The sequence below is a fragment of the Streptomyces sp. NPDC006261 genome (assembly GCF_040613515.1).
Classification (GTDB): domain Bacteria; phylum Actinomycetota; class Actinomycetes; order Streptomycetales; family Streptomycetaceae; genus Streptomyces.
In genome coordinates, this window is sequence record NZ_JBEXSI010000042.1 from 1 (window position 1) to 13,268 (window position 13,268).

The window sequence follows — 13,268 nt, forward strand, 5'->3', positions numbered from 1 at the left end:
GGCCGGGGCGCGCCCCTTTTCGGCGCCCGAAGGATGCCCTCGAGCGCCGGACGGGCCGGAAGCGCCACCAGCCCGCCGCTCAGTCGGCGGCGAAGGCGCTCGGCCGAGGGGACATAAGGCGCTGAATCGGCAAGGGCGGGACCGCCCGGCGCTTCGCCCCGCTCCGGCAACCCCCGTTCACCTCTCGACGGGTGGCCGGGTCCGACGCCCTCACGTGACGCGGTGGACATCCTTCGGCAACGGAATCGTCTTCAACTCTTGACACCCACCCCCTTGAGGCAGCAACCTTCCGGCATCGGCGCATGGGAGCGCTCCCACAACTAGGGCAGGGGTTCCCGCGCGCTTCCTTCCCGTAGGACTTCCCCGCAACAAGGAGCAGTGGAATGCGCATCACCCGCAGCGTTGCCGGTCGACGCCGGAGAACCGCGATCGTGGCCACCACGGGCCTGACGGTCACCGCCCTGCTGCTCACCGGCTGCGGCGGCTCGTCCGACTCGGGCAGCAAGGGGGCCGACGCCGACGGCAACATCACGCTGACCGTGGCCGACTTCGGCCAGTTCGGGTACAAGGAGGCCGGGCTCTTCGAGAAGTACCACGAGCTGAACCCGAAGATCACGGTCAAGGAGGACACCACCGCCGAGGAGAAGAACTACTACCCCAAGCTGCTCCAGCAGCTGAACTCGGGCAGTGGCCTCGCCGACGTCCAGGGCATCGAGGTCGGCCGGATCAAGGAGATCGTCGACACCAAGGCGGACTCCTTCGCCGACCTCTCCAAGGCGATCGACGTCAACGAGTGGGTGTCGTGGAAGGCCAAGCAGGCCACCGCCCCCAACGGCGCGGTGATCGGCGCGGGCACCGACATCGGCCCCATGTCCCTCTGCTACAACCGCGAGCTGTTCGAGAAGGCCGGCCTGCCCACCGACCGCGCCGAGGTCGCCAAGCGGACGGCCGGCGGCTGGGAGGACTTCCTGGCGCTCGGCGAGGAGTACAAGAAGAAGGCGCCCAAGGGCACGTACTTCATGGATTCCGCCAGCGCCATGTTCAACGCGGTCGTCAGCTCCAGCCCCGAGCAGTACTACGACGCGAGCGGCAAGCCCGTCTACAAGGAGAGCGCCAGCGTCCAGAAGGGCTGGGACCTGGCCGCCGAGGCCGCGTCCAAGAAGCTGACGCAGGGCCTGGCCCAGTTCGAGGACCAGTGGCAGGCGGCCCTGCGCAAGAGCACCGTCGCCACCGTCGTCTGCCCCGCCTGGATGGCCGGCCAGATCTCCACGTACGCCGGTGACGCCAACAAGGGCAAGTGGGACATCACCAGCGCCCCCGGCGAGACCTCCGCCAACTGGGGCGGCTCCTTCCTCGCCGTACCGAAGTCCGGGAAGAACGTCGACGAGGCCACCAAGCTCGTCAAGTGGCTGACCGCCCCCGCACAGCAGGCCGCCGTCTTCAAGGCCATCGGGGTCTTCCCCTCCAACCAGGGCGCCTACGAGCTGCCCGACGTGAAGAGCGCCACCCTGCCGTACTTCAACGACGCCCCCATCGGCCAGATCTACGCGGACGGGGCGAAGTCCATCCCCGAGGCGGTGCTCGGCCCGAAGGACGGCGTGATCAAGGACTCGATCTCCACGCAGATCAACAACATGGAGCAGCGTGGGACGAAGCCGGACGCGGCCTGGGACGTCGCGGTCCGCACGATCGACAAGGCGATCGGCTGACCTGATCCGGTCGCACGCGGCCGGTCCGGTCCGGCCGCGATGCGGCTGGCCTGGCCAGGCCGCGCGCCGGGGCGGGCAGGCGACTCCTGCCGCGCCCGCCCGCCCCGGCCGGCCTCTCGTCCGTACCGCCGCCCGATCACCCAGCCGCCCGCCGGCGCCTCCAGGGAAGGACTCCCGCCCGTGGCAACCTCGACCACCACCCGGGACGCATACGCAACCCCGCCCCGCGAACCGCAGAATGAACCACCGTCCGAGCGGCGGCAGTTGTGGCGCAGTCGGCTGTGGCGGTTCGACGACAAGGCGTCCCCGTACGCGTACATCGCGCCGTTCTTCCTCGTCTTCGGGGCCTTCGGTCTCTACCCGCTCATCTACACCGGCTGGATCGCCCTGCACCGGGTGGAGATGACCGGTCTGGACAGCATGGAGTGGGTGGGCTGGGCGAACTTCGACAAGATCCTGCACGACCCCGAGTTCTGGACGTCGGTCAGCAACACCTTCCTGATCGGTGTCATCTCGACCGTCCCGCAGCTCCTGGTGGCCCTCGGCCTCGCGCACCTGCTCAACTACCGCCTGCGCGCGAGCACGTTCTGGCGCACGATCATCCTCACGCCGTACGCGACCTCCGTCGCCTCGGCCGCCCTCGTCTTCGCGCTGGTCTTCCGGGCGGACGGCGGACTGCTCAACTGGACGCTCGGCCTCGTCGGTTTCGACCCGGTCAACTGGGCGAACGGGCACTGGACGTCGAAGCTCGCCATCTCCATCATCGTGATCTGGCGCTGGACCGGCTACAACGCGCTGATCTACCTGGCGGCGATGCAGGCGGTCCCGGGCGACCTCTACGAAGCAGCCTCGTTGGACGGCGCCTCGCGCTGGCAGCAGTTCCGCAAGGTGACCATCCCCTCGCTGCGGCCGACGATCCTGTTCACGATCGTCATCTCGACCATCGGCTCCATGCAGCTGTTCGGTGAGCCGCTGCTGCTGGAGGGCGGCGCGCTCGGCGCCACCGGTGGCAACGAGAACCAGTACGAGACGCTCAGCATCTACCTCTACAACTACGGCTGGAACCTCGGCCATCTCGGTCCGGCCGCCGCCGTGGCCTGGGCGATGCTCGCGCTCCTGCTCCTCATCGCAGGCGCCAACTGGCTCATCGGCCGCTACGTCCGCAAGTCCGATTCCGCGGTCTGACCGGGAGCGATTCCATGACCATGACCAGCCCCACGTCCACCGCCCCCGTGAAGCTCGCGCCGGCCCCGAAGAACAGCGCCCCGCAGCGCCCCAGCCGCTTCAGGATGGGCGCCGGCCAGCAGATGAAGGGCGGCCCGTTCGCGTACATCGCGCTCGCCGTCATCGGCTTCGGCTCACTGCTGCCGCTCTACTGGACCCTGGTGGCGGCCTCCCGCACCCAGGACGAAGTCCTCGCCTCCACCCCGCCGTTCCTGCCGGGCGGCCAACTGGTGGAGAACGTCCGGACGGCCTGGGAGCAGGCCAACCTCGGCAAGGCGATCGTCAACAGCATCATCGTCTCGTCGTCCATCACTGCCGCGACGCTCTTCTTCTGCACGCTCGCCGGATACGCGTTCGCCAAGATGCGCTTCCGGGGCCGTGGTTGGCTGATGACCGCCGTCATCGCCACGCTCACGATCCCGCCGCAGCTCAGCGTGGTCCCGCTCTTCATGATGATGTCCGGCCTCGGCTGGGGCGGGCAGCTCGAATCGGTGATCTTCCCGACGCTGGTGAGCGCGTTCGGCGTGTTCTTCATGCGCCAGTACCTGATCGAGGCGCTGCCGTACGAGCTCATCGAGGCGGCCAAGATAGACGGGGCGAACAACTTCCGCATCGTGGTGAGCGTGGTGCTGCCGGTGGCCCGCCCCGCGATGATGGTGCTCGGCATGCTCACCTTCGTCCAGGCGTGGAACGACTTCTTCTGGCCCTACCTCGCCCTCAACCAGCAGAACCCGACCCTGCAGGTGGCCCTCGGCCAGCTCAGCGCCTCGTACACCCCCGACCAGTCCATCGTCATGGCGGGCGCGCTGATCAGCACGCTGCCGCTGCTGGCGGTGTTCGTGATCTTCGGCAAGAAGATCGTGGGCGGGATCATGTCCGGCGCGGTCAAGGGCTGACGTCACGTGCGGTCGGCCCCGACCGCACCGCCCCTGCACCTCACTCCTCCCCTCTACTCTTCTCTACTCCCTGGGAGCGCTCCCACATGACAGTCGTACGATCCGACACCGCCCCGCACCAGGCCTCTGCCGCCCCCGCGCCCTTCCCGACGGGCTTCGTCTGGGGCGCCGCCACAGCCGCGTACCAGGTGGAGGGGGCGGCCACCGAGAACGGCCGCACCCCCTCCATCTGGGACACCTTCAGCCACACCCCCGGCAAGGTCCTCGGCGGCGACACCGGAGACGTGGCCGCCGACCACTTCCACCGCTACCGGGACGACGTGGCGCTGATGAAGCGGCTCGGCCTCAAGGCCTACCGCTTCTCCGTCTCCTGGTCCCGCGTCCAGCCCACCGGCCGGGGCCCCGCCGTCGAGCGCGGCCTGGACTTCTACCGCTCGCTCGTCGACGAACTGCTGGAGGCCGGCATCACGCCCGTCGCCACGCTCTACCACTGGGACCTGCCCCAGGAGCTGGAGGACGCGGGCGGCTGGCCCGAGCGCGCGACGGCCGAACGGTTCGCCGACTACGCCGCCATCATGGCGCGCGCCCTCGGAGACCGGGTCGGGATGTGGACGACGCTCAACGAGCCCTGGTGCACGGCCTTCCTCGGTTACGGCTCCGGGGTCCACGCCCCCGGCCGAACCGAACCGGCCGCCGCGCTGCGGGCCGCCCACCATCTCAACCTGGCCCACGGCCGGGCGACCGAGGCGCTGCGCACCCATCTCCCCGCTGCCGCGCAGACCTCGGTCACCCTCAACCTCCACCAGGTGCGCCCGCTGACCGCCAGCGAGGCCGACGCGGACGCGGCGCGCCGGATCGACGCGGTGGGCAACCGGATCTTCACGGGCCCGATGCTGCACGGCGCGTACCCGGAGGACCTGCTGGCGGACACGGACCGCCTGGTGAACTGGACGGACCTCGTCCACGACGGCGACCTGGCGGCGATCGCCCGCCCGATCGACGTACTCGGCGTCAACTACTACACGCCCACGATCGTCTCCACGCCCCCCTCCGGCGCCGGGGACACCCGCAACGACGGCCACGGCAGCAGCGACCACTCCCCGTGGCCGGGATCCGAGCACGTGGCGTTCCACCTCGCCGAGGGCAAGCCGCTCACCGCCATGAACTGGTCGGTCGACCCGAACGGCCTCCACGCCCTCCTCATGGACGTCGCCCGCGAGAACCCGGGCCTGCCGCTGATGGTCACCGAGAACGGCGCGGCCTTCGAGGACGTCCCGGACGCGGACGGCCGGGTCCACGACCCGGAGCGCATCGCCTACCTGCACGGCCATCTCGCCGCCGTACAGCGGGCGGTGGCCGACGGAGCCGACGTACGCGGCTACTTCCTCTGGTCGCTGATGGACAACTTCGAGTGGGGGTACGGCTACGCGAAGCGGTTCGGCGCGGTCCACATCGACTACGAGACCCAGCGCCGCACACCCAAGTCGAGTGCCCACTGGTACAGCGAGGTGATCGCGCGGCACGGGCTGCCGCCGGAGGTCTGACCTCCTGCGCTAAGCCGTGGGCCCCGGTCACCCCTGACCGGGGCCCACGCCATGCCGCCACCCGGCCTTGGGAGCGCTCCCAATAGACTGTCCGTACGCTCGTCGGAGTGATCGATCCAGGACTTGGATTGACTGTACGGCTGTGAGAAATTGACCGGGGACGGGGAGGCAGCCATGGCGGCAGCGCGAGTACGGAACGGCGGGCGGCCCACGCTCGAAGAGGTGGCGGCACGTGCCGGGGTCGGCCGAGGCACCGCCTCCCGGGTCATCAACGGCTCGCCCCGGGTCAGCGAAGCGACCCGCGAGGCGGTCGAGGCGGCCGTGGCCGAGCTGGGTTACGTCCCCAACCGGGCGGCCCGCGCCCTCGCCGGCAACCGGACCGACGCCATCGCGCTGGTGGTGCCGGAGCCGGAGACCCGCTTCTTCGCCGAGCCGTACTTCTCCGCCATAGTGCGCGGCGTAGGCGCGGCTCTCGCCGACACCGAGATGCAGCTGCTCCTCACGCTCGCGGGCAACGACCGCGAGCGCCGCCGGCTCGCCCAGTACCTGACCGCGCACCGGGTCGACGGGGTCCTCCTGGTCGCGGTGCACGCCGACGACCCGCTGCCCGAACTGCTGGAACAGCTGGGCATGCCCTGCGTGATCAGCGGCGCCCGGCACGCGGCCGAACCGCTGGCCTCGGTCGACTCGGACAACTTCGACGGGGCGCGGGCGGCCGTCGAGCACCTGATCACCCGGGGCCGCCGCTCGGTCGCCACCATCACGGGCCGCCTGGAGGTCTACGGAGCCCAGCGCCGCCTCGACGGCTACCGCGCCGCCCTCGCCGCCGCGGGCCTGCCCCCGGACGAACGCCTCATCGCTCCCGCCGACTTCACCGAGGAGGGCGGCGCGCGGGCGATGCGCGAACTCCTGGCCCGCCGCCCCCACCTGGACGCGGTCTTCGCGGCCTCCGACGTGATGGCGGCAGGCGCCCGCCAGGTCCTGCGCGAGGCGGACCGCCGGATCCCCGAGGACGTGGCCCTGATCGGCTTCGACGACTCGGTGGTCGCCCGCCACATGCACCCGGCCCTCACCAGCGTCCGCCAGCCGATCGAGGAGATGGGGCGCCGGATGGCCCAGCTCCTGCTGGAGGAGATCGCGGGGCCCGTGGGGGAGGAGCGGCCGACGGTGGTGCTGCCCACGGAACTGGTGGTCCGGGACTCCTCGTAACGGCTGTCGCGGCACGTGGTGGCGGTGGCCGTCATTGGTATGGACATGACCAGTAGGCAGGACTAGCCTCGTCTTGGTCTAGACCAAGTGCGGCGAGCCGTCGCGCCCGTCCGGCCACCGATCCATCTGTCCGCAAGCTCCACCCCTCACCTCAGGAGCACCGCATGCGCAGAAAGATCACCGCCTTACTCCTCGGCCTCGGCGTCGCCGGGGTCTCCCTGCTGGCCACCTCCGGCAGCGCGCAGGGTCACGGCTACACCGATTCGCCCGTCAGCCGGCAGCAGCTCTGCGGCAACGGGGCCGTCCGTAACTGCGGGCAGATCCAGTGGGAGCCGCCGAGCGTCGAGGGCCCCAAGGGGTTCCCGGCCGGCGGCCCCCGTGACGGGCTGATCTGTGCCGGAGGCAACCAGCGGTTCGCCGAGCTGGACGACCCGCGCGGTGGGGGCTGGCCCGCCTCCGCCGTACGGGCCGGGCAGAGCCACACGTTCCAGTGGCGGATCACCGCCCGGCACGCCACCACCGACTTCCGGTACTACGTCACCAAGGACGGGTACGACCCCGCCAAGCCGCTCACCCGCGCCGACCTGGAGCCGCAGCCCTTCCTGACCGTGCCGTTCGGCGGCCGGCGGCCGGGCGCCACGGTCACCCATGCGGGAGCCCTGCCGCAGAAGTCGGGCAAGCACCTGATCCTCGGCGTCTGGACCATCTCGGACACCGGCAACGCCTTCTACGCCTGCTCCGACGTCACGTTCTGACCGGCGGCGGAACCCAGGCATGAAGAAGGGCCCCGGTCCGAAGACCGGGGCCCTTCCCTCAGGGTGAGTAACGGGACTTGAACCCGCGACATCCTGGACCACAACCAGGTGCTCTGCCAGCTGAGCTATACCCACCATGTCGCCCGGTCGTTTCCGACCGGCCGAGAAAAAGTGTACAGGGTTCGGGAGGGTGCTCGCGCCCCCGTTTCCCGGGGCCGGTCCGCGGGCGCTCACACGCCCGTGACCAGCGGTTTTCTACGGTGTGGCGCGGACCACATGGCGCGCCGCGATCTCCTTGGCGCGCTCCGAGTCCGGGCCGGGCTGCGGGACGAAGACCGCTTCCCGGTAGTAGCGCAGCTCCGCGATGGATTCACGGATGTCCGCCAGCGCCCGGTGGTTGCCGCTCTTGTCGGGGCTGTTGAAATACGCCCGGGGGTACCAGCGGCGCGCCAGCTCCTTGACCGAGGACACGTCCACGATCCGGTAGTGGAGGTAACCCTCCAGCTTCTGCATGTCACGCGCCAGGAACCCGCGGTCGGTGGAGACCGAGTTTCCGCAGAGCGGGGCCTTGCCCGGCTCCTTCACGTGCTCGCGGACGTATGCCAGGACCTGTTCCTCGGCGTCGGCCAGGGTCGTGCCCCCGGCCAGCTCGTCGAGGAGACCCGAGGTGGTGTGCATCTGCCGCACCACCTCGGGCATGGTCTCCAGGGCCGCGTCCGGCGGGCGGATCACGATGTCCACCCCGTCGCCGAGCACGTTCAACTCCGAGTCGGTGACCAGTGCGGCCACCTCGATGAGTGCGTCGTCCGTCAACGAGAGCCCGGTCATCTCGCAGTCGATCCACACCATGCGGTCGTTCATGCGCCCCACCCTACGGGGCGCTCCGCTGTCCCGGCAGGGCCGGGCGCCCGGGAACGTACGCGTCGGGGACCGGCAGCGAGTGCTCCGAGGAGCCCGCCGACGCCGATACGGAGACCGGGGCGCCGGAGGGCACCGGGGCGCCCCTGCGGCCCGATGGCGAGCCCTGGCTGGGCACGACCGTCTCCAGTACCGTCGCGGCGCTCTCCGCCACCCCCTGCGGACGACGGGCCCGGTAGGCGGCCCGGTACGCGGCGGGGGAGGAGCCGAGCTGGCGGCGGAAGTGCCCGCGCAGCGCGACCGGTGAGCGGAAGCCGCAGCGGCCGGCGACCTCGTCGACCGAGTAGTCGGAGGTCTCCAGCAGCCTCTGTGCCTGAAGCACCCGCTGGGTGATCAGCCACTGGAGCGGTGCGCTCCCCGTGAGCGAGCGGAACCTGCGGTCGAAGGTCCGCCTGCTCATGTAGGCGCGCGCCGCGAGCGTCTCCACGTCGAACTGCTCGTGCAGATGCTCCAGCGCCCAGGCCACGACCTCGGCGAGCGGGTCGGAGCCGATCTCTTCGGGTAAAGACCTGTCCAGGTAGCGCTCCTGCCCGCCACTGCGCCGCGGCGGCACGACGAGCCTGCGGGCGAGCGCGCCCGCCGCCTCCGTGCCGTGGTCGGTGCGGACTATATGCAGGCAGAGATCGATACCCGCCGCCGTCCCGGCGGAGGTCAGCACATCGCCGTCGTCCACGAAGAGTTCGCGCGGATCGACGTGCACCGACGGATAGCGCTTGGCCAGCGTCGGCGCGTACATCCAGTGCGTGGTGGCGGGTCGGCCGTCCAGCAGTCCGGCCGCCGCGAGCACGAAGGCTCCCGTGCACAGGCCGACGATGCGGGCGCCCTCCTCGTGGGCGCGCCGCAGCGCGTCCAGTGCCTCGGCGGGCGGCGGCGAGGTGATCGACCGCCAGGCGGGCACGACCACGGTGCCTGCCCTGCTGATCGCCTCCAGGCCGTACGGCGTGGTCAGTTCGAGTCCGCCCGTCGTCCGCAGCGGTCCGTCCTCGCCGCCGCAGACCAGCAGTCGGTAGCGGGGAACTCCCGCGTCCTGCCGGTCGATTCCGAAAACGGAGAGCGGGATGGAGCTCTCGAAGATAGGGCCGCCGCTGAAGAGCAGCACGGCAACGACTTCCCGGCGTCGCCGCCCGGTCAGCTTGCGTGCGGCCTCCGTCGCGGTGGCGGAGTCCTGGCTCATGACGCTAAGCCCCCCTCGGTGTTCGCGTCTCCCTGGTCCTTACGGGCCTGCCGCTCCTGCACGTTTCCCCTCGGTTTCGCACGTTTCCCCAGTCCCCGATTTTCAAGATCGAATCTACTGCGTCGTGTGGCCCCGCCGTGACACCTTCCCCCACCGGCGCTATGTCGATAAGGAAACGTGGCTTGAAGCGTTCGATCACGAAGCGTTTCACCCGCGAAGCGCACAGGGAAGTGCCCTTCACGAACGTGGCCCGTCCGCGTCGGGTGAAAGCGTACCGCGCGGTCTCTTCCTGCCTGGTGGGTGGTGGGCTGTCCGGCCATTCCGCGAAGGGTTCGGTCACGATGCGAAGTTGGCTGAAAACAAACGGTTGCGTGCGCGGGTTCCAGTCACGCCGGGCGCACAACTTCCGCCTGACGAACGCCCCGGTGCGCTCCCTCGGTCCGGTGAGACGTGGCGTGTTCGGGGCGCCGGGGCCGAACATGGCGGGCTGCCGGGATGTGGCCGCTCCCCGAGGCGGCGGCAACCGGATTACCGACCGATGGGCGGCGGGCGCACAGAATCGGCGGTGCGGGCCGACGGCCGGCATTGCCCCCGCGGCGGCGCCTCCGTGGTCCGTGCGGTCCCCCGGGCGCCCCGGAAAACAGGGCGGTCACCCTCCTCCGGGCCCTCCGAGGCCCGTGTACGACACAACCGGCATTGCCATACCGGGCCGCCTCGGGCATGCTCCCTCCAACGTCACGCGTGCTTTTGCGGGGGTCTGGGCAGCTGAGGAGTGACGCCGTACCCTTGGGGGTATGGGGTTGGGAAGATGATTCCCGGACAGAGCCACACCACCAGCTGATGGACCTCTCGAAACCGCTCCCTCCTCACGAGGACTCTCTTCGCCGAGACACCGATGGCCGGTCACGAAATCCCTGAACCCAAAGACCGCAAGCAGGTAGCCGACCCCCGGTCGGAGCCGCGGACGGTCGAAGAAGCACGCCATGCGTGCGATCCCGCCTTCCGGCACGGAGTCGTGGTCGGTTTCGACGGTTCCACCTCCAGCGAACGGGCCCTCGCCTACGCGATCGGCATGGCCGGCAGATCGGGCTCGGGCCTGATCATCGTCCACGTGGCCAACCGGCTCCCGACGACGGTCTGGGCGGGCTGCGAGCCCCCCGTCTTCGTCGACGTCCCCGACCACCGCACCGAGGTCCTCGGCCTGGAGCTGGCCTGCGCGGACTACCTCTCCGACGTCCCCTGGGTGCTGGTGGAGCGCGGCGGCGACATCTGCCACGAGCTGGAGGAGGTCGGCCGCGAGTATTCCGCCGACGCCATCGTCGTCGGCTCCACGCACGGCATCGTCGGCCGGATCTTCGGCTCGGTGGCCGGCCGCCTCGCCCGCCGCGCCCAGCGCCCGGTCGTCGTCATCCCCTGACAGCCCTGAGGGCCCGGTCGTCCGCGCCCCCTGACAAGCCCTGAGGGCCCGGTCGTCCGCGCCCCCTGACAGCCCCTGAGGGCCCGCCAGAACCCCTGGCCACAAGACGAGTCGGGCCCCGCACCGTCATCACGGCAGTGCGGGGCCCGACTCACGTACGCGTACGCGACCTCCGATTACTCGACCGTGACCGACTTCGCCAGGTTGCGCGGCTTGTCGATGTCCCGGCCCATCGCGAGGGCCGTGTGGTAGGCGAAGAGCTGGAGCGGGATGCCCATCAGGATCGGGTCCAGCTCGTTCTCGTTCTTCGGTACGACGATGGTGTGGTCGGCCTTCTCCTGGACCTGGTGCGCGACGGCGAGGATACGGCCGCTGCGCGCCTTGATCTCCTCCATCGCGGCCCGGTTCTTCTCCAGCAGGTCGTCGTCCGGCACGATCGCCACGGTCGGCATCGCGGGCTCGATCAGGGCGAGGGGGCCGTGCTTCAGCTCGGAGGCCGGGTAGGCCTCGGCGTGGATGTACGAGACCTCCTTGAGCTTCAACGAGGCCTCACGGGCCACCGGATAGCCCCGCACCCGGCCGATGAACATCATCGACTTGGCGTCCGCGTACTCCGCCGCCAGCCGCTTGATCTCGTCCTCGCCCGCCAGGATCTCGCTGATCTGCTCCGGCAGCCGGCGCAGCCCGTCGATGATCCGCTTGCCGTCGGCGACCGAGAGGTCCCGGATGCGGCCCAGGTGCAGGGCGAGCAGCGCGAAGGCGACCACGGTGTTGGTGAAGCACTTGGTGGAGACCACGCAGACCTCGGGGCCGGCGTGGACGTACGTACCGCCGTCGGCCTCCCGGGCGATCGCGGAGCCGACCACGTTGACCACGCCGAGGACGCGGGCGCCCTTGCGCTTGAGCTCCTGGACGGCGGCCAGCACGTCATACGTCTCACCCGACTGGGAGACCGCCACGTACAGGGTGTCGGGGTCCACGACCGGGTTGCGGTAGCGGAACTCGGAGGCCGGCTCGGCGTCGGCGGGGATGCGGGCGAGCTCCTCGATCAGCTGGGCGCCGATCTGGCCGGCGTGGTAGGAGGTGCCGCAGCCGAGGATCTTGATCCGGCGCACCCCGCGCGCTTCACGGGCGTCCAGGTTGAGGCCGCCCAGGTGCACGGTGGAGAACCGGTCGTCGATCCGGCCGCGCAGCACCCGGTCGACGGCGTCGGCCTGCTCGAAGATCTCCTTGTGCATGTACGTGTCGTGGCCGCCCATGTCGTACGACTCGGCCTCCCACTCCACAGTGGTCGGCGTGGCCGTCGTGGTCGAGCCCTCCGTCGTGTACGTACGGAAGTCGTCGGCCTTCAGGGTGGCCATCTCGCCGTCGTCCAGCGTGACGACCTGGCGGGTGTGGGCGACCAGGGCGGCGACGTCGGAGGCGACGAACATCTCCTTCTCGCCGATGCCGAGGACGACGGGGGAGCCGTTGCGGGCGACCACGATGCGGTCGTTGAAGTCGGCGTGCATCACCGCGATGCCGTAAGTGCCCTCGACGTGGCGAAGCGCCTCGCGGACCTTCTCCTCCAGGGTGTCCGCCTGGGCGCGGGCGATCAGGTGGACCAGCACCTCGGTGTCGGTCTCGGAGAGGAAGACGACGCCGTCGGCGGTGAGCTTGGCGCGGAGCTCGGAGGCGTTGTCGATGATCCCGTTGTGGACGACGGCGACCCTGTTCTCCGCGTCCAGGTGCGGGTGGGCGTTCTCGTCGCTCGGGGCGCCGTGGGTGGCCCAGCGGGTGTGCGCGATGCCGGTGGTGCCGGCGAACCGCTTGGGGACCTTGGCCTCCAGCTCGCGGACCCGGCCCTTGGCCTTGACCATCTTCAGCGTGCCGGGCTTGCCCGCCGCCGTCCTGCTGGTGATGACGATGCCCGCGGAGTCGTACCCCCGGTACTCCAGCCGCTGCAGGCCTTCCAGCAGCAGCGGTGCCACGTCACGCTTTCCGATGTATCCGACGATCCCGCACATGAGATTCTCTGCCCCTCCTCGACGTACACGTACATGCGTGCGCTCGGCGCCCCGCACGGGCGCCCCGGCCGGCCTGCCGCGGCCGGTCAGCCGTAGACGATGCGGCGCAGCTGGCGGAGCGAGAGCTCCGGCGGCGCCACGGCGCGGTGCGGCAGCTCGGCCGCGATCCGCTCGAAGATCTCCGTGTTGACCAGGCCGCCGGACTGCAGTTCGCGGTGCCGGCGCCGGACGAAGTCGTCGGTGCTCTCGTCGAAGTACGCCAGCACGTCGAGGATCACCCGGGCCGCCTCACCGCGCTGGAGCGCGGTGGAGCGTACGAGGTGATCGATGAGGTCGTCGTGCGACGAGCGGCGTTCAAGCACCCGTCGATATTGCGCGCCGGGGCGCTCTTATGCAAGAAATCTGCCCGATATCGG

At 70.3% G+C, this 13,268-nt stretch carries 11 protein-coding genes and 1 tRNA gene; 7 read left to right on the forward strand and 5 right to left on the reverse strand.

The window, feature by feature from the left end; translation table 11 throughout:
• The first annotated feature begins 383 nt into the window (after positions 1–383).
• From ABZ154_RS24880 to ABZ154_RS24905, 6 genes are all read left to right on the forward strand, one after another.
• Positions 384–1,709: an extracellular solute-binding protein gene (locus ABZ154_RS24880; protein WP_356836070.1), complete on the forward strand. Its 1,326-nt coding sequence runs from the start codon at positions 384–386 to the stop codon at positions 1,707–1,709.
• Between the two features lie 180 nt (positions 1,710–1,889).
• Positions 1,890–2,894, forward strand: coding sequence for a sugar ABC transporter permease (locus tag ABZ154_RS24885; protein WP_356836072.1), 1,005 nt, complete (start codon positions 1,890–1,892; stop codon positions 2,892–2,894).
• A gap of 14 nt (positions 2,895–2,908) precedes the next feature.
• Positions 2,909–3,829 carry a carbohydrate ABC transporter permease gene (locus tag ABZ154_RS24890; protein ID WP_356836074.1) on the forward strand — a complete coding sequence of 307 codons (921 nt, stop codon included), beginning with the start codon at positions 2,909–2,911 and terminating at the stop codon, positions 3,827–3,829.
• 86 nt (positions 3,830–3,915) lie between these two features.
• Positions 3,916–5,373 (forward strand): GH1 family beta-glucosidase, encoded by a 1,458-nt coding sequence (locus ABZ154_RS24895; RefSeq protein WP_356836075.1) that lies wholly within the window; start codon positions 3,916–3,918, stop codon positions 5,371–5,373.
• Positions 5,374–5,547: 174 nt separating this feature from the next.
• The gene (locus ABZ154_RS24900; protein WP_356836077.1) at positions 5,548–6,582 is read left to right on the forward strand and encodes a LacI family DNA-binding transcriptional regulator; all 1,035 of its coding nucleotides are present in this window, start codon (positions 5,548–5,550) and stop codon (positions 6,580–6,582) included.
• Positions 6,583–6,746: 164 nt separating this feature from the next.
• Positions 6,747–7,337 (forward strand): lytic polysaccharide monooxygenase auxiliary activity family 9 protein, encoded by a 591-nt coding sequence (locus tag ABZ154_RS24905; RefSeq protein ID WP_356836079.1) that lies wholly within the window; start codon positions 6,747–6,749, stop codon positions 7,335–7,337.
• 62 nt (positions 7,338–7,399) lie between these two features.
• Here the strand turns inward: ABZ154_RS24905 and ABZ154_RS24910 are convergent.
• The 3 genes from ABZ154_RS24910 to ABZ154_RS24920 all read right to left on the reverse strand — a co-directional run bounded on the left by ABZ154_RS24910 (position 7,400) and on the right by ABZ154_RS24920 (position 9,429).
• A tRNA-His gene (locus ABZ154_RS24910) sits at positions 7,400–7,472 on the reverse strand.
• A 120-nt stretch (positions 7,473–7,592) separates the two neighbouring features.
• Positions 7,593–8,198, reverse strand: coding sequence for an oligoribonuclease (gene orn, locus ABZ154_RS24915; RefSeq protein ID WP_356836081.1), 606 nt, complete (start codon positions 8,196–8,198; stop codon positions 7,593–7,595).
• Positions 8,199–8,208: 10 nt separating this feature from the next.
• Positions 8,209–9,429 carry a helix-turn-helix domain-containing protein gene (locus tag ABZ154_RS24920; RefSeq protein WP_030574665.1) on the reverse strand — a complete coding sequence of 407 codons (1,221 nt, stop codon included), beginning with the start codon at positions 9,427–9,429 and terminating at the stop codon, positions 8,209–8,211.
• Positions 9,430–10,324: 895 nt separating this feature from the next.
• Here ABZ154_RS24920 and ABZ154_RS24925 point away from each other — a divergent pair.
• Positions 10,325–10,846, forward strand: coding sequence for a universal stress protein (locus ABZ154_RS24925; RefSeq protein ID WP_026241330.1), 522 nt, complete (start codon positions 10,325–10,327; stop codon positions 10,844–10,846).
• A gap of 176 nt (positions 10,847–11,022) precedes the next feature.
• Here ABZ154_RS24925 and glmS read toward each other — a convergent pair whose 3' ends face one another.
• Both glmS and ABZ154_RS24935 read right to left on the reverse strand, forming a co-directional pair.
• Positions 11,023–12,852, reverse strand: coding sequence for a glutamine--fructose-6-phosphate transaminase (isomerizing) (glmS, locus tag ABZ154_RS24930; protein ID WP_356836083.1), 1,830 nt, complete (start codon positions 12,850–12,852; stop codon positions 11,023–11,025).
• Positions 12,853–12,938: 86 nt separating this feature from the next.
• Positions 12,939–13,214 (reverse strand): hypothetical protein, encoded by a 276-nt coding sequence (locus tag ABZ154_RS24935; protein WP_003968990.1) that lies wholly within the window; start codon positions 13,212–13,214, stop codon positions 12,939–12,941.
• Between the last annotated feature and the right edge of the window lie 54 nt (positions 13,215–13,268).